This window comes from Jeotgalibacillus aurantiacus, assembly GCF_020595125.1.
Classification (GTDB): Bacteria; Bacillota; Bacilli; order Bacillales; family Jeotgalibacillaceae; genus Jeotgalibacillus; species Jeotgalibacillus aurantiacus.
On the sequence record NZ_JACNMS010000001.1, the window covers coordinates 798,891 to 814,167 of the forward strand.

Sequence of the window (15,277 nt, forward strand, 5' to 3'; positions counted from 1 at the left end):
GATTTTATGTTATGATGATTAAAAACGGAGTGACTGTTTTGAATCGCATTACAGAAGAAAATAGAGCAGCGGTCAGGAGATTTTTTGAAGAACATTGGGGAAGCAGTGAAATGGTTTTATCGAGCGGTACTTATGATTGTTCAGCATTGAATGGCTTTTACACAGGAAGCGCTCTCCATATTACTGGATTAGTCACTTATATCATTAAAGAGAATGTCATTGAAGTGATTTCACTCGACAGTGTGGAAGAAGGCAGAGGAATAGGCAGTCAGCTGATGAACAAGGTTGAAGATGAAGCCTTGAGCAAAGGGATTAAGATAATTGAGTTGATGACGACAAACGATAATCTTCACGCGCTGAAATTTTATCAAAGACGGGGCTACCATCTCGCCGCACTTTTTCCGGGTGCAGTAGAAAAAGCCCGCGAGAAAAAGCCGTCTATTCCGCTCATGAGTGAGAATGGCATTCCGATACGTGATGAAATTCTTTTACGAAAGGATTTGATCATTTGAATAATGGTTTTGAGGAATGTCATGAGGTTCATAAATTGATGACTAACTTTCCTGAAAAATGGTTTATTGCCGGCGGTTGGGCGATTGACCTTGCCGTTGGCCGGCAAACGAGAGAGCATCATGACCTTGAGATTGGGATTTTACGAGATGATCAGAAGGCTGTTTTTTTATATTTGGCAAACTGGTCGTTTCGAAAGGTGGTAAAGGGTGAATTATATTCGTGGAATGGTGAGCAGCTTGAGCTTCCAATTCATGAGTTGCATGGTGTCTATCAGGGTAGAGAGCTTGAAATTTTGTTAAATGAACATGATGCAGAGGACTGGGTGTTTAGAAGAGATTCTTCTATTAGACGACCACTCGAAAAAAGCATCTTACATTTTGGTGGAATCCCCTGCCTTGCACCCGAAATCGTACTTTTGTATAAGTCCACTAACCCGCGTGCAAAGGATGAGAAAGATTTCAAAAACATGCTTCCCCTTCTTCAGATTGATCAGGCATGCTGGCTAAATGATGCCTTAAAGATCCATAAACCAGGTCACCACTGGATCAAAGAATTAAAATGTTTCACGTGAAACAAAAAAAGAACATAAGAGTGAACTGCCCCATAAAAGTTAGACACTAGTCTAATTTTTGTGGGGCAGTTCAACAGAGACGTTCTTTTTTACGTTAAACTGTTAAATCCAGTTCAGACTTCATCGCGGCTGCCTGTTGCGAAAGCTTTCGCAACACGGTTGAAAAAATGGCAATGACCGCTGATGCAAATATGATACCTAAACCGAGAAGCGCAATCCCGGGATGAAGCACACCTTGTGATGCAAGCATGACGGCTCCGGCAACATATAAAATGATAATGGCCTGAGCACAATAGCTGATTGTTTTGAAATGGATAGCTGATCGACGTGAAAATGCTGCCTTATGCCGGATTAAGTTTAATAGCAAAAACGACTGATAAATGGCAATAAAAAACGGAATCAGTGTGCTGTAAATCCCAAGAAGAACCGGCCACTTCAGATAGGCGTATGCCGGGTCCATTGCCACACTCTGGTCTGCTGCGTACGGAAGCAAAAACACACTTAATGCGATAATGGTTAGACTGATGATAACGAGTGTTGCTTTTAAAAAACGAATTGAGTTTTTACTCAACTTTGACACCTCCATATATTTACTTTTGTTTTATCATAACATATTTTTATTGTTTTACGATAAATTTATTCAAAAAAATCGAAAATTTTCCACTTTAAAATAATGAAGCCAATAAAACGTGCCAGATCATTCCTTCGCTTTCCGCGGCCGCGCGGTGAGCCAGCTAGTGCTACGCACTACGCTGTCTCACCTGTCGCTTCTCTGCCGCAGGAGTCTTCAGAATGACCTGGCACTTTTTGTTTTTTAAAAGGAGAGTCATTGCATATAAAACAAAAACATAACCGGATTAACCAGGAAAGGATTTTTTAAGGAGATATGATGATTTCATCACCCAAGTTTACTTCGTTTAATTCATCATACGGTGTAAGAATAAACTCCTCAGGAATATCCCCTTCAAACCAATATCTGATCATTGAAAGTGAGTCCTCCGAAACACCATCAGTCTTTATATCTATCACAGACTCATTGCCCGAATTTATTTTTAATCGAAATGAATCTTCTAGACCAGTTGCATCAAAAATGACCAAAACTGATGCTGGACCCACTGCAAGTTTTTCAAGTTCGACTTTACGTCCATCATACAATGTGACCGTTTGATCTAACTGGATTTCTTGCACGTGACTCTTCATTTGCTCTCCTGGAAGGTTTAATGTAAATGTCCATGGATTTTGGATTATTTCAGGGTCCACTTCACTTCTCAATACTCTGTTTATTTCTAGTTCCAATTGAAAGTCTTGGCTTTCAGGAAGATCATAGACATCGAATTCAGAGTAGATAGTAAAGGCATTTCCCGGTTCATCAATAGATTGTCCACCTGATGGATAGGAGATATCCTGGCCGTTCAGCTTTGCGTTCCCTAATAAATGTTCTCTATAACTAAACTCCACCCCGGCAGCCGGCTCAAATGTTGAGCTGATCAGGATGCGTCCGGCATCGAGCATGATTTCATTCACCGTCAGTTTCCCGTATTCATTTTCTGCTGTTTCTCCAATCTGGACTTTATAAGCTGAATAATCGGGTGGTGAAACCTGATTGACGAATTCTTCAATGGTCCCGCCGACATGTGGCTGGTCGGCCACGAGTGGCGCAGATAAGTAAAAGCTTACTGGGATAACTGAGAGCATGAGGACCGCTACAGTAATGATCTTTAAATTGTGACGCTTTTTCGGTTTGATCTTTTTTTGTACCCTGCGCGCCCATTTCTTCTGCTCGAAATGGGACAGCTCATCGAATTCTTCTATATCCAGATTCAAGTTATTTAACTCGTTATAAATACTCATCCCTACACCTCACTTCTTGATATCAGCATGTGTCTGATTTTTTTGCGTCCGCGTGAGAGTTTGTTGTGGATCCAGGATTCCCTTACATTCCACTCTGCAGCAATCTCTTTTGATGACTGACCATTGGCATAATACTGACGAAACAGCTTTTGCTCCTCAGCAGATAAGGGAGCGAGCAGCTCTTCAAGGTCGGCTTGTTCCCGAGCGTCCTGTTGCGAAAACAGTTCATCCGTCAGTTCTCCATAAGACTGCTCTCTTTGCCTCTACCTGATTTGCTTCCGCTGATAGTCGATGGCTTTATATTTCGCTACAGCCGCCACCCAGTGTTTTAACGTATTTTTAGCTGGATCATATGCCCCGATGTTTTGCCAGATGGCAAGAATCGTATCGTCCAGACATTCTTCAAAATCCTGATCTTCAACAGTGAGCTGCTTTCGGATAATCGATTTAATCAGTCCTCCATACTGCTCAATCAGAAGAGCGATCGCCTCTTCGTTTTGATTGTGTAAAAGGGTTATAAGCTTTTGATCGTGCTCCTGCATGATACACCCCGTTCCTGTTTTACTCGGTACCTGCCTGTTAATACGATTCATTTTCGCAAAAGCTATCAGAAGTCCTTTAAAAAGTTGGGATTTATGTAAATTGGATTCAGCCGAGGTTGGACGCGGAGCTGTTACTGCCTGCTGAAAAGCGGCTTGGTTTCGCGGCAAATAGAGGAGGTTAATGTGATTTCTTCACTAACGTTACTGATTCAATCGTTCCAGATTTTTTATCCTTCTTTTCAAAAATTAATTCACTCGTTTCAGAAATTTATTCCCTCACTACTCCCGCAACCCTTGTTTATCCCTTCACAACAACGACTGATTTCCTTCATTCCCTGACCGGATTCCCTCTTTTCGAATCTCGATTCCTTCAATCTCCCCATCTTACCTGCACAACAAAAAACACCCCATGACTCTTCACGGGGTGCTTCACTAAATTTATTTATTCTTTTTCAAATGTCTTCGTACTTCTGACGGTATCAATCGGGCGAACCGCGGCCTCGATTTCTCCCCGTTTCGGCTCAAGAAACGGTGGCAGGGACAGCTTTTCACCAAGCGTTTCGTATGGCTCATCTCCCATAAAGCCGGGACCGTCTGTGGCAAATTCAAAAAGAATCTGCGGCGCAACCCGCACGTATAGGGATTTAAAGAAAAAGCGGTCTACAAAACCGGATGTCGGGAAACCGAAGCCTTTCATGCGCTCATCCCAATCATCGAGCATGTCGCGATCCTCAAGGCGGAAGGCGGCATGATGGACCGTTCCGTAGCCCTGTTGTGCCTGCGGCAGGAACGTGTTGTGTTCCACGATGATTTGTGAACCGTTTCCTCCCTCCCCTGTTTCAAACAGGTGAAAAGACTTTTCCTCCGCTACTTCTTTAAACAGCAGCACTTTTTCAAGCATTTCTTTAAAATAATCGAACTGCGCTACGCGGACAAAGATCGGTCCGAGGCCTGTAATCGCATACTCCAGCGGAATCGGCCCATTTTGCCACGGTGTCCCTGACGCTACTCCCTCATTTCCTTCATCTGAAATGAGCTGATACTGCTGATCATCGAAATCAACAAACGATAAGGTCTTTTTGCCAAACTGCTCTTTTACTCCTTTATGCTTGACGCCTAGACGGTCAAAACGCTCGACCCAGTAGTCAATCGCCGCATCACTTGGTACGCGGAAGGATGTTTTTGAAATTTCGTTTGTACCATGATTCCCTTTTGGAATGCCAGGAAAATCAAAAAAGGTCATATCGGTTCCCGGACTGCCAGTATCGTCTGCAAAGAACAGGTGATACGTCTGGATATCATCCTGGTTGACCGTTTTTTTCACGAGACGCATGCCGAGTACATACGTAAAAAACTCATAGTTCTTCTCCGCACTGCTGGTGATCGCCGTCACGTGGTGGATTCCTTTTAATTCTTTAATGGACATGCTTAAAGCCCTCCTTCAAGTCAGTTTACTGTCTGCATCTAGCATCTTATGAACGGATGATTTGTGCAAGAATTCTGTTTCATGGAGTGTTCCTTATTCATTTTTTGACGAAATTCCTTCATAATAGACCAAAGTCTGAATTTAGCCCTGTGAAGAACGAAAGGAGGACAAGGATGAAGATTCCGAAGGTTGATTTTTATTTCGGCGCGCTGCTGTCTCAGCTTGTGAATAGAGGCTACACACCTGTCATGAAGGAAAGCGGTAATGACCGCCGTATCTATGCGCTTGAAAAAGATTCGGGAAGTTATCTGATTTATGCCAAGTATTCCTTTACGCCCCGTCTCAAATCGGAATCGAAAATCTGGACATTCTTCTTTTACGATACCGAGCTTGAAAAGACGCTTGGTCAGGACGGCCGTTATTTATTTGCCTTCATTTGCGGGGAGGATGACCTGAACAACTCAGAGATTCTGCTGCTGACTGAAAGTGAAGTCATTGAATGCATCCAGACGACTGATGAATCGAGTAAATGGCTGACGATTGAAATGGCGAATCGCAAGCGGACTCTGACCATTCGTGGGAATGCTCACACAAAAGGAACCCCGTCTCTTCGTATTCCGAGAAGTGCGGATCAGCGGCTCGAGGATTTACCGACGATGCTGTTTTAGATTGGAGTGAATGATCATGACAAATAAAACGCCTCTGCCCCGGGATTTGAGCCAGCCTGCAAAACGTGCTCTTGCACAAAAAGAAATTGATTCACTTGAAATCGTTGCCCACTATACCGAAAAAGAACTTCTTGCCCTGCACGGCGTTGGTCCAAAGACCATCCGCCAGCTAAAAGAAGAGATGGAGAAGCAGCAGCTTTCATTTAAGACGAATTAAAGCTTGCCTTTACGTTATATAAGATTTATTAATGAAAAAGAGCCCTCGATAGGCTCGGTTTTAAAAATCACTATGTTAAATGGATGCATGATCTGCTATCGACAGATTCATTGATGCGATCAACAAAAATTTACTTGCTATCGACATAAAACAAGAGCCTATCAACGTTAGATCCAATACTTTCAACAAATTCAGCTCTCTGATAGAATCTATCGACATAAACAATGCCCCTATCAACAGAAATAATCGTGCTATCGACATCAAAAACGACTACTCATTTGCTACGTCTCTGAAATTGAAAAAATCAACATTAATCATTTTTAGAAATCCAACCTTCAATGAAGAAAGAGCCCGTAAAAAGGCTCTTTTTTCATTCAAGATTGGCATGTTTTCCATACATTTTATTAGAATCAAGCCCACGCTGATCCATGATGCTTAAAATGACCGCATCATAAAACAGGAGAAGCGTTTGTTCGAAAAGGGACCCCATTGGCTGAATGGTCTGCTTTTCGTCCTCCTGATCCTTTTTGGCACCAGGCAATTTCACGGTTAAGTCTGCCAATGCACCGATCGTTGAATCGGGTGTAATGGTTACAGCTGCGACTATTCCGTTTAGCTTTTTCGCTTTTTGCACGACAGGAATGAGAGAGGATGTTTCACCGGAACCTGTACCGATAACAAGGAGATCTCCCTCTTCTAAATTGGCTGTGACAGTCTCCCCTACTACATAAGCGTCAATACCCATGTGCATAAGACGCATTGCAAAAGCCTTTCCCATTAATCCTGAACGGCCCGCTCCTGTTACGAATACCTTATCAGAAGCCAGGATCTGATCAGCCAGCTGTTGCACATCCTGATTGGAGATTTGTCCGGTTGACTGATTCAGTTCATCAACAATGGTTGTTACATAGTCAGCCGTTTTCATCATTTATGCTCCTTTGATCAGCCTTTGCATTTCTTTGGCCGTTGCCTTTTTATCATCCTGTCCTGTGATGCCGCCGCCAACAATGACGAGATCCGGCTGTTGCTCAATCACTTCCGGCAGCTGCTCGAGCTTAATTCCGCCTGCTACAGCTGTCTTTGTGTTTTTCACGACGCGCTTGATTGTCGCAAGATCCTTAAAGGAATCCTGTCCAACCGCCTGAAGGTCGTAGCCAGTGTGTACGCAGATGTAGTCTACGCCAAGTGCGTCCAGCTCCTTCGCACGGGTTTCAATATCTTTTACAGCAATCATATCAACCAGTATTTCTTTGCCCTGCTTTTTCGCTTCCTCAACAGCACCTCTGATCGACTCGTCCTCTGCCGCACCTAAAATTGTAATGATATCCGCTCCGGCTTCAGAAGCCTGACTCACTTCATAGCCTGCTGCATCCATAATTTTAAGGTCGGCCAGTACAGTCAGATTGGGAAATGCCGACTTGACTTCTTTTACGGCCTTAAGCCCTTCATTAATGACAACCGGTGTACCGATTTCGACCACATCAATATAGTCCTCTACTTCCTTTACCACGTCAATTGCGCCAGGAATGTCTACAAGATCTAATGCTAATTGTAATTTCATCGATAACCCGCTCCTTTTAAAATGATTGTATGATGCTGTCTTGATACAGCATGTGGGCAAGTATACAAGCCTTGTTCCCAAATTGAAAGTACGCAATCTTATGTGATATAGTGTCTAAAAGTATACTAATGGATCATACCGGGGCGGAGGAGAGCACATGCCACATTTTGAAACACGTTCATTTAACTGTGAAAAAGAATTAACACTTGCGATTATCGGTGGGAAGTGGAAGATGCTGATTTTATGGCACCTCGGAAAAGAAGGAACGAAACGATTCAGTGAGTTAAAAGAACTGATTCCGGGAATCACCCCGAGAATGCTTGTTAACCAGCTTCGGGAGCTTGAGCAGCATGGAATCGTGCATCGTGAAGTGTATGCAGTTGTTCCGCCAAAAGTGGAATATTCTTTAACTAAACACGGCAAATCACTGATGCCGATCTTAGAAGCGATGTATGCCTGGGGTAAGGATTATGTGAAGGACGTTCTTGGAGATGAAAGCCTGATTCAGTCTGACGCGAAATAAATCAGGGGCCTGTGCCGGACATTGTGGGGGAACATTCGGAGCGATTAAATAAAGCCTGCGGTGATATACTAGTGGTAATAAGCACGTGAATAGGAGTTGCATGAAAGATGATGACTTTTATTTTGATATTGTTCGTGTTTTTTGTCACCTTTTGCATTAGTGCTTTGTTTAATGTGCTGTTTAATACGATGCAGGGACGGAACTGGTTTTTTTCAGTTGTGTTCAGTTTCGTGATTGCGGTTGTGGGTGTGCTGATTTTTCAGCCGTGAAGAAGAACTCGGGGTCTTTGTACGAGTTCTTTTTTATTTGTTAAATTGATAAACCACGCCGGGACGGGCCTTGCAAACTTCCCAGTCCCTCGCCATACGTCAATATCAACTCACTACGGCGTGTTGCCTTTATCTCCGTCAGGGCCAGTCCAGTTTGTACGCCCGCCTTCACGTTTCCAAGGCCGCACGGCGAGCGTAGGAATGACCCGTCACTAGTTGTTTTTCAAAGCATTGAATACGTCTATCAATTAAACAAATCGTAAGATAATAAAAGTTTAGATTTTGACTATCATGAAAATGAACTCTATCGGTTTTATTCATTTTTGATTAATGATTTCCACCAGTTCGTCCCCATTCTCGTCCATGAGGTGTTTAAATTTTTTTGCTCCTCCGTGCAGTTTCATGTAAATGTAGGGACTGAATATCCACTTTTTCAGTGCGGCGCGCTCTATTTTTTCATGCGTGTAGCGCTCGACTAGATCATATCCTCCTACTGCGTTTGCTACAAAAATGACTTCTTTTTCCGTTACTGCCAGAATGCCCGGTCTTGCCACCCGGCTATAGATATAGGTGTCCAGGGAACATCTGATATGGGCAAGTATACGATCATTTTCAGACATTTGTTCCTGGACATGTTTTAATGTCATTTGCATCGTACCGCCTCCTATATTCCCTTTATTCCCCATCAACATCATTTAAATCTTTCTATATTTTCTCAGTGCACGAATATTAACAATGGTCAGCATGACCCCAATCAGCAATAAGATGAGTAGATTGAGATAGATATCATTGATCCCCTGACCGTAAATCATGACTGCCTTTAACGCATCTCCCCCATAATAAAGCGGCATGATTTTAGCAACAGTCTGCAGCCAGTTTTGAAGTGAATCTACCGGCAGTAATCCTGCAAAGAATATCTGTGGAATTACAACGATTGGAATGAATTGAACCATTTGCAGCTCCGAGTTTGCAAAGGTGGATAACAGCAATCCGAAGGCAAGCGCTACAAAAGCAATGAAACTGTTGATCAACAATACGTTCCAGATGCTTCCTGTATTTTGAATATCAAGTACATACGTACTATAAATCACGACAATAACTGTTTGAATGATGGCAAAGATTCCATATCCGATAATATAGCCGAAAACGATGTCAGACCGTTTAATAGGCGTGCTGAGAAGCCTTTCAAGTGTGCCGGTGGTCCGTTCGCGAAGAAGGGAGATACCTGAGATCAGGAAAACAAAGAAAAAAACGAAAAAGCCGATTAAAAAAGGACTGATCGTGTCAAAAAAAGTAGTGTCGTCATGTCCAAATGCAAATGTCTCTTCAACTTCTAAAGGAACCGGTGTCTGGTCAGGAGCAATCACCCCTGCTTCAGCAGCACGCGAGAGGACTTCTTCCACCTGGCCGGCAAAATGCTGCTGTTGCATACGTGCCACCTGTGCTTTTACTACTCCGGTTGAAGTCGTAGCGCTGGCATTGTAAGTAATGTTTAGCGTTTCATTGTCCCATACAAAATAACCGTCAAGCTCATCTGTCAATAAGCGCTCCTGAACCGATTGGTCAGAAGCATAGGAAACAATATCGATATCTGCTTCTGCAAGCTGTTCAAGCATGGAATCTGATAGGTTAACTACTCCGATTGTGGCAACCGAATCCTGATTTGTCTGAAACAGAAAGTAAATCAGTGTCAGGATAAATAATGGTGCCACCAGCATCAAAGCTAGCGTTCTGTGATCTCTGAAAATCTGTTGAACGATTCTTCCCGCAACGGCTAATACTCTCATATCAACTCACTTCTCTTTCTTTAAGGAAGATAGATTCGATTGAATTTGTTTGAAATTGCTGTTTTAATTCATCTGGAGTTCCTGCGGCCAGTACACGACCTTCGAGTAAAAGAATAAGGCGGTCGCAACGTTCTGCCTCATCCATCACATGTGTTGTCACAAGAATGGAGTTCCCCTGCTCTTTCAATAGCGTTAACTCTTCCCATATTTCTTTTCGCAGTCTTGGGTCTATGCCAACAGTCGGCTCATCAAGAACCAGTAATTCCGGTTGATGCAGTAATGTCATCGCAAGTGAAAGTCGTCTTTTCATCCCACCGGAATATTGGCTCACTTTTTTATTCAGCTCTTTTTCTAAATCAACCAATGCCATGCAGACACGAATACGCTCATTTCTGTCTTTTGCAGGTACCTTATATAGCTTTGCAAAAAACTGGAGCTGTTCCTTTGCGCTCAATTCCATATACAAAGCATCTGATTGTGCCATGTAACCTAACTGATTTAACATCAATCGATCAGGCATTCTCTTTCCCCGAACCATCACCTCACCCTCATCAGCTTTTTCCATGCCAATAATCGTTTTCACGAGCGTTGTTTTACCGGATCCCGACGGTCCAATTAGTCCAACGATTTCTCCTTCTCCCAGCGTAAAAGAAACATTTTTCAAAACAGGTGTCTTACTAAATGACTTGGATACATGAACAACCTCTACTATTTTCATCTCATCTTCACTCCTTCTTAATCAACAACTCATTGCTTATTGAACACTCTGTTGATTATAATATTAGTAAATTGGCAATTTAATTCAATGATTAATTTAGTTGTAAATGTTGATTAATCAACACTTTTTAAATAAATGTCTATTATTTCAATAAATAAAAAGGAGGCTGGACGATGAAGCAGGATTTGCGTGTTAAAAAAACAAAGAAAGCGATACATGATGCGTTAATAACACTGGTTAAAGAGAAGGATTTTTCACGGATCAGTGTTAGAGATCTTTGCGAAACGGCTGAAATTAATAGAGGAACATTCTATTTACACTACCTGGACAAGTTTGATCTGCTTGAACAACTTCAACAGGAATTACTTGATCGACTGTGGCAGATTGTAACGATCAGGTTGACTGAAAAAATGCACCAGTTGTCATCTAAGCCGGATATCCTTCTTCTATTTGCAACTGAATTGTTTACTTACGTTGATCAGGAAGCTGACACCTTTTATATGCTGCTGGTGGATGCAATCGATCCTTCTTTTCAGGAAAAAATCAAAGACCTGATCAAAAGAAATATGCTGAGACTGACTGATCACGAGACCGTTTCCACGGCTGTTCCGATTGATTACGTGATGGCGTATGTAACAAGTGCTGCAGTCGGTATTCTTCAGCACTGGCTTCAGCGTGGCAGAACTAATCCCCCTGAAGAGCTTGCCAGAATGATCGTACAAATCAACCTGAATGGACCTATGAGAATGTTAAATGCTTGAAAGATCATTGAAGTTCACTTCTTTTACTGTATTTTTAAAAGGAGAGAAATGAGTGTGTAAATAAACATGAGATTTTTATAGCTGGAAAGCACTTAGAAAAAAGATTATTTTCAACGAATAAAAAGTTAAATATTACAATTAAATTCACTTAATTATGCATATTAGCTGATTTATTCTGTTGCGCAACCCATTTTCAGGTGATATAGTGATCGTGCATAGAAAAAGTTCATACCGTTATCTGCACTGGGGGTGCTTATGTAGCTGAGATGAGAGCAATGGCTCCGATCCCTTATGACTCGATCAGGATAATACCTGCGTGAGGAAGTGTAGTGACTTCTCTTCGTATACAGCAGGAGCAGTGGCTACATCTTTCACGGATGTGGTCTTTTTTTATGCAAATGCTCAGAAGGAGGAAGTTGAAATGGAATGTGGAACAAGTAACATTGTCGGGTGCCGGTTTTCGCTGCATCCGATGACAGGTGATTTTATTTCGGTGATTAAAGGAGCGCTTGAGGCAACGGATCTTTCGGCTGTGTGGCGTCATACAGACGATGTGTCGACTGTGATTCGCGGACAGGAGCAGCACGTTTTCAACGTCATTAAAGCGATTACGCTTCATGCTGCTAAAACGGGTGCGCATGTGGCGATGAATGCGACTTTTTCAGCGGGCTGCCCCGGGGATACGGCTGGTGATGTGTATATGGAAGTTGATCCTGCTGTGAAAAATCATGACGAGACAAAGCAGTATGTGTCGTCACAGTTTGCGCTTTACCCGATGAATAACCCTGATTACATGAGTGTGATTTATAGAGAAGTAGACCGTGCGAAGGAACGCGGTGTCTTTAATGATTCCATGCATTATGCGAGCGGCATTCACGGTGATATTCACGATGTATTTGCGTTTTATGAAGAGACTTTTGGAAAGGCGCGTTCGGGTGAGCACCGTCACCTGGTCATGACGGTTTCAATGAGTATTAACAGTCCGTCGCATAAGGGCTGAGTTAATGTTAAAGTCGTGGAAATTGAAAGAAGTCGTATTGATGTCGCTATTTGCTGTTGTATTCGGGATTATTTACCTGATGTTTTTACATCTTGGAAACGTATGGGCAGCGGTGATTGGGCCCATCGCCTATGAATGGATTTTCGGGATTTGGTTTATTGTCTCGATTATTGTGATGGCGATTATTCGCAAGCCGGGTGCTGCGGTGATTCCCGAGACGATGGCTGCTGCCATTGAAGTGATGCTTGGTAATGCGGTCGGACCACGTCTGATTTTAGCCGGTGTCATTCAGGGGCTTGGGGCAGAAGCAGTTTTTGCTGCTACCGGATACAAACGCTATAACCTGGCTGTCTTTATGATGGCAGGAGCCGGAGCGGCTATATTCAGCTTTGTTTACGGCTATCTGCTTGGCGGTTTTGCAGCGCTGGCACCTGAATACGTCCTGCTCATGTTTGTGATTCGCGTGATGAGCGGTGCGATTATTGCCGGAATTGGCGGTAAATATTTAGTGGATGCCCTGCTCGCAACAGGCTCACTTCGTGGTTATGCGATTACGAAACGTGATGCGCATGCCTGATGTGATTGATTTACAGAACGTGTCGTTTCAGTTTCCTGAATCGGACAAACCCTTGTTCAGCGGGCTGGATTTTCACGTGGGACAAGGCGAAAAAGTTGTGATTACCGGACCAAGCGGCTGCGGCAAATCGTCGTTATTGTTTTTGTTGAATCGGCTTTATCCAGCGAATTGTGATGGGATTCTTTCGGGCAGCGTGACGCTGTTTGGACGAGACGCTTCAGAATATGGACCTGGTGAAATCAATCAGCGGATTGCGACTGTTTTTCAGGATCCCGACAGTCAGTTTTGCATGCCAACTGTGGAAGAAGAGCTTGCGTTTACGTTGGAAAATGCGAAGATTCCGGTTGAAGACATGGATCAGCGGATTACTGCTGTGCTTGAGGAAACCGGGTTGAGTGAATTCAGGCATGCGGTGATTCAAACCTTATCGGGCGGACAGAAACAGCGGGTCGCAACGGCCTGTGCGTGGATCATGGAGCCTGATATTCTGCTGTTGGATGAACCGCTCACGCATTTAGATCCGGTGACGGCTAAGGAATTTGTGGCGTGGCTTCGCAGGCTTCACGCCTCACGCGATCTTACCGTGGTGGCGATCGATCATCAGGTCGCATTATGGGATGGATTTTTTGATCGCAAATGGCAGATGGAAGCGCCGAAGCATGAGCGCCCTCAAGTACTTCGGCAGGTGAGAAGTCAGGCGGCCGTGAGTTTAAATGTTCATGAGCTCGCTGTCTCGCCTATCCTCTCACCTGTATCGTTTTCATTGAAAGAGGGCTCGATCGCGGTGCTTGCCGGACCGAACGGCAGTGGTAAGTCTACACTTTTAAAAGCGCTGTGCGGCTTAAAATCTACCGGGGGCAGTGTGAAACCTGACAGAATCGGTTACGTGCCGCAGTCTCCCGAATTTCTGTTTTTAACAAAAAGTGTTCATGAGGAGCTTGCCTTTGGTGGAGGTTCAAATGTGGATCACATGCTTGAACGCTTATATTTGAACGAAGTGGCGGACGCTCATCCTTTTGCAGTCAGTCATGGTCAGAAGCGGCGCGTAGCCATCGGTGCCATGTTATGTGACGGCAGACCGGTTATTGTTATGGATGAACCAACTGCCGGACAGGATGCTGCGGCCCTTCAGGAGCTTGAGTCATTGCTGATTGAAAGGGCGAACGAAGGCGTAACTTTCCTGATCGTCACGCATGATATGAACTTTGCTGCGCGCGTGGCTGATCAGGTGTTACTTTTGCGCGAGGGACAGCTGACAGGCGTGTTTTCGCCCGGGCAGGTTTGGCAGAATAAGGAGCTTTTAAGCGCACACCGTTTACTGGCTCCAGCGGGGGGTGAGCGCTATGCGGCAGTGGCTGCACCGCATGAATCCTTCTATTAAGTTTGTGATCATCACGATTTCTATGATGACGATGGCGTTTTTCTTCAATCCATGGACACCACTCGTATTCTTTTTTGGTGTTGTGCTGTTTCAGCTCGCATTTGCGAAGGTGTCGTGGAAGATCTGGGGGCTGATGATGCTGCCGTTTTTACTCGGTGCCGTCGGCTATTTCTGGACCACGCTTGTTTTTGGCAATGACAATGCTGACCCGCTCGGCACGGCTTTATCGTTGAGCTTCCGGGTGCTGGCCTTCTCCAGTTTGTCGTTACTATTTGTTTTTACGACAAAACCGGTTGACTTCATTCTGAGCCTGATGCAGCAGCTGAGGCTCTCGCCGAAGATCGCCTACAGCATTTTGGTCGGGTATCAGTTTCTTCCTGTATTGAAGGATGAATTTGTTCAGATTCAGCAGGCGCAGGAGCTGCGGGGTATCGTGAAGCCTAAGTCGCCTGTTAAACGGGTGCTCACGATGCGACACGTGCTGATTCCGATGCTGGCCGGTGCTGTGAGAAAAGCGGAACGGACTGCCTTTGCGATGGAAGCGCGGGGGTTTACCGGTGAAAGTGACCGTACGTTTTACCGGAGAGCAGCAATTGGACGGACAGACATTTGGATGACGATCATGTTTTTGGCACTCGTTTTGATCAGTATCTATGCAGGGATCATGGGACCGGCTATTCAATAGGGAGTAGCCGGTTTTTTTATATGTAGACGTGAAGAGGTTCGAAAGATTTCGGCCGTTGTTCGCAGGATATCGATGCTGGTTCGCAAGATATTCAAGTTGGTTCGTAGAATGATAGATGACGTTCGCAAAATATCAGCACCCTTTCGCAGGATTGTGCCATTTGGACTATCGCAGAGTTGGGGTCTGTCCTGAAGTCTACCGTAGACTTCATGGACAGACCCCTCTTC

At 44.0% G+C, this 15,277-nt stretch carries 21 protein-coding genes and 1 riboswitch; of the genes, 11 read left to right on the top strand and 10 right to left on the bottom strand.

The window, feature by feature from the left end; genetic code table 11:
• Positions 1-14 precede the first annotated feature (14 nt).
• The gene (locus H7968_RS03750; protein WP_227395080.1) at positions 15-512 is read left to right on the top strand and encodes a GNAT family N-acetyltransferase; all 498 of its coding nucleotides are present in this window, start codon (positions 15-17) and stop codon (positions 510-512) included.
• The gene (locus tag H7968_RS03755; protein ID WP_406566345.1) at positions 509-1,084 is read left to right on the top strand and encodes a nucleotidyltransferase domain-containing protein; all 576 of its coding nucleotides are present in this window, start codon (positions 509-511) and stop codon (positions 1,082-1,084) included. Before H7968_RS03750 ends, H7968_RS03755 begins: the two co-directional genes overlap by 4 nt.
• A 94-nt stretch (positions 1,085-1,178) precedes the next feature.
• Here H7968_RS03755 and H7968_RS03760 read toward each other — a convergent pair whose 3' ends face one another.
• From H7968_RS03760 to H7968_RS03780, 5 genes are all read right to left on the bottom strand, one after another.
• Complete coding sequence (locus H7968_RS03760; protein WP_227394896.1) at positions 1,179-1,655, bottom strand: DUF2975 domain-containing protein; 477 nt, start codon at positions 1,653-1,655, stop codon at positions 1,179-1,181.
• A 305-nt stretch (positions 1,656-1,960) separates the two neighbouring features.
• Positions 1,961-2,935: a DUF4179 domain-containing protein gene (locus H7968_RS03765; protein WP_227394897.1), complete on the bottom strand. Its 975-nt coding sequence runs from the start codon at positions 2,933-2,935 to the stop codon at positions 1,961-1,963.
• Positions 2,936-2,937: 2 nt separating this feature from the next.
• On the bottom strand, positions 2,938-3,171 hold the full coding sequence (locus H7968_RS18150; protein WP_406566358.1) for an RNA polymerase sigma factor: 234 nt from the start codon (positions 3,169-3,171) through the stop codon (positions 2,938-2,940).
• Positions 3,172-3,198: 27 nt separating this feature from the next.
• Positions 3,199-3,528, bottom strand: coding sequence for a sigma factor (locus tag H7968_RS03775; RefSeq protein WP_227394898.1), 330 nt, complete (start codon positions 3,526-3,528; stop codon positions 3,199-3,201).
• Between the two features lie 391 nt (positions 3,529-3,919).
• Positions 3,920-4,897, bottom strand: a complete 978-nt coding sequence (locus tag H7968_RS03780; RefSeq protein ID WP_406566359.1) for a ring-cleaving dioxygenase — start codon at positions 4,895-4,897, stop codon at positions 3,920-3,922.
• A gap of 179 nt (positions 4,898-5,076) precedes the next feature.
• Here H7968_RS03780 and H7968_RS03785 point away from each other — a divergent pair, with 179 nt between their 5' ends.
• Positions 5,077-5,571 carry a hypothetical protein gene (locus H7968_RS03785; RefSeq protein ID WP_134374263.1) on the top strand — a complete coding sequence of 165 codons (495 nt, stop codon included), beginning with the start codon at positions 5,077-5,079 and terminating at the stop codon, positions 5,569-5,571.
• A gap of 16 nt (positions 5,572-5,587) precedes the next feature.
• Entirely contained in the window at positions 5,588-5,788 is a 201-nt protein-coding gene (locus H7968_RS03790) for a helix-hairpin-helix domain-containing protein (protein ID WP_227394900.1), read from the top strand.
• A 370-nt stretch (positions 5,789-6,158) separates the two neighbouring features.
• Here H7968_RS03790 and hxlB read toward each other — a convergent pair whose 3' ends face one another.
• Both hxlB and hxlA read right to left on the bottom strand, forming a co-directional pair.
• A complete protein-coding gene (hxlB, locus tag H7968_RS03795) occupies positions 6,159-6,713 on the bottom strand; it encodes a 6-phospho-3-hexuloisomerase (protein WP_227394901.1) in 555 nt (184 codons plus the stop codon).
• Between the two features lie 3 nt (positions 6,714-6,716).
• Positions 6,717-7,349 carry a 3-hexulose-6-phosphate synthase gene (gene hxlA / locus H7968_RS03800; RefSeq protein WP_227394902.1) on the bottom strand — a complete coding sequence of 211 codons (633 nt, stop codon included), beginning with the start codon at positions 7,347-7,349 and terminating at the stop codon, positions 6,717-6,719.
• Between the two features lie 157 nt (positions 7,350-7,506).
• Here hxlA and H7968_RS03805 point away from each other — a divergent pair, with 157 nt between their 5' ends.
• Both H7968_RS03805 and H7968_RS03810 read left to right on the top strand, forming a co-directional pair.
• Positions 7,507-7,872: a winged helix-turn-helix transcriptional regulator gene (locus H7968_RS03805; RefSeq protein ID WP_227394903.1), complete on the top strand. Its 366-nt coding sequence runs from the start codon at positions 7,507-7,509 to the stop codon at positions 7,870-7,872.
• Positions 7,873-7,979: 107 nt separating this feature from the next.
• Complete coding sequence (locus tag H7968_RS03810) at positions 7,980-8,141, top strand: hypothetical protein (RefSeq protein WP_227394904.1); 162 nt, start codon at positions 7,980-7,982, stop codon at positions 8,139-8,141.
• Positions 8,142-8,458: 317 nt separating this feature from the next.
• Here H7968_RS03810 and H7968_RS03815 read toward each other — a convergent pair whose 3' ends face one another.
• From H7968_RS03815 to H7968_RS03825, 3 genes are read right to left on the bottom strand one after another with little or no spacing between them, the layout of a single operon-like run.
• Positions 8,459-8,794 carry a PH domain-containing protein gene (locus H7968_RS03815; RefSeq protein ID WP_227394905.1) on the bottom strand — a complete coding sequence of 112 codons (336 nt, stop codon included), beginning with the start codon at positions 8,792-8,794 and terminating at the stop codon, positions 8,459-8,461.
• 42 nt (positions 8,795-8,836) lie between these two features.
• On the bottom strand, positions 8,837-9,928 hold the full coding sequence (locus tag H7968_RS03820; RefSeq protein ID WP_227394906.1) for an ABC transporter permease: 1,092 nt from the start codon (positions 9,926-9,928) through the stop codon (positions 8,837-8,839).
• Between the two features lies 1 nt (position 9,929).
• The gene (locus H7968_RS03825) at positions 9,930-10,646 is read right to left on the bottom strand and encodes an ABC transporter ATP-binding protein (RefSeq protein ID WP_227394907.1); all 717 of its coding nucleotides are present in this window, start codon (positions 10,644-10,646) and stop codon (positions 9,930-9,932) included.
• Between the two features lie 173 nt (positions 10,647-10,819).
• Here H7968_RS03825 and H7968_RS03830 point away from each other — a divergent pair, with 173 nt between their 5' ends.
• From H7968_RS03830 to H7968_RS03850, 5 genes are all read left to right on the top strand, one after another.
• Positions 10,820-11,407, top strand: a complete 588-nt coding sequence (locus H7968_RS03830) for a TetR/AcrR family transcriptional regulator (protein ID WP_227394908.1) — start codon at positions 10,820-10,822, stop codon at positions 11,405-11,407.
• A gap of 235 nt (positions 11,408-11,642) precedes the next feature.
• Positions 11,643-11,747: riboswitch (TPP riboswitch) on the top strand.
• Positions 11,748-11,828: 81 nt separating this feature from the next.
• Entirely contained in the window at positions 11,829-12,407 is a 579-nt protein-coding gene (locus H7968_RS03835) for a Ykof family thiamine-binding protein (protein WP_227394909.1), read from the top strand.
• Positions 12,408-12,411: 4 nt separating this feature from the next.
• Positions 12,412-12,984: an ECF transporter S component gene (locus tag H7968_RS03840; RefSeq protein ID WP_227394910.1), complete on the top strand. Its 573-nt coding sequence runs from the start codon at positions 12,412-12,414 to the stop codon at positions 12,982-12,984.
• The gene (locus tag H7968_RS03845) at positions 12,953-14,365 is read left to right on the top strand and encodes an ABC transporter ATP-binding protein (protein ID WP_227395083.1); all 1,413 of its coding nucleotides are present in this window, start codon (positions 12,953-12,955) and stop codon (positions 14,363-14,365) included. Before H7968_RS03840 ends, H7968_RS03845 begins: the two co-directional genes overlap by 32 nt.
• The gene (locus tag H7968_RS03850) at positions 14,328-15,050 is read left to right on the top strand and encodes an energy-coupling factor transporter transmembrane component T family protein (protein ID WP_227394911.1); all 723 of its coding nucleotides are present in this window, start codon (positions 14,328-14,330) and stop codon (positions 15,048-15,050) included. The genes H7968_RS03845 and H7968_RS03850 overlap by 38 nt, the downstream gene beginning before the upstream one ends.
• The last annotated feature ends 227 nt before the right edge of the window (positions 15,051-15,277 follow it).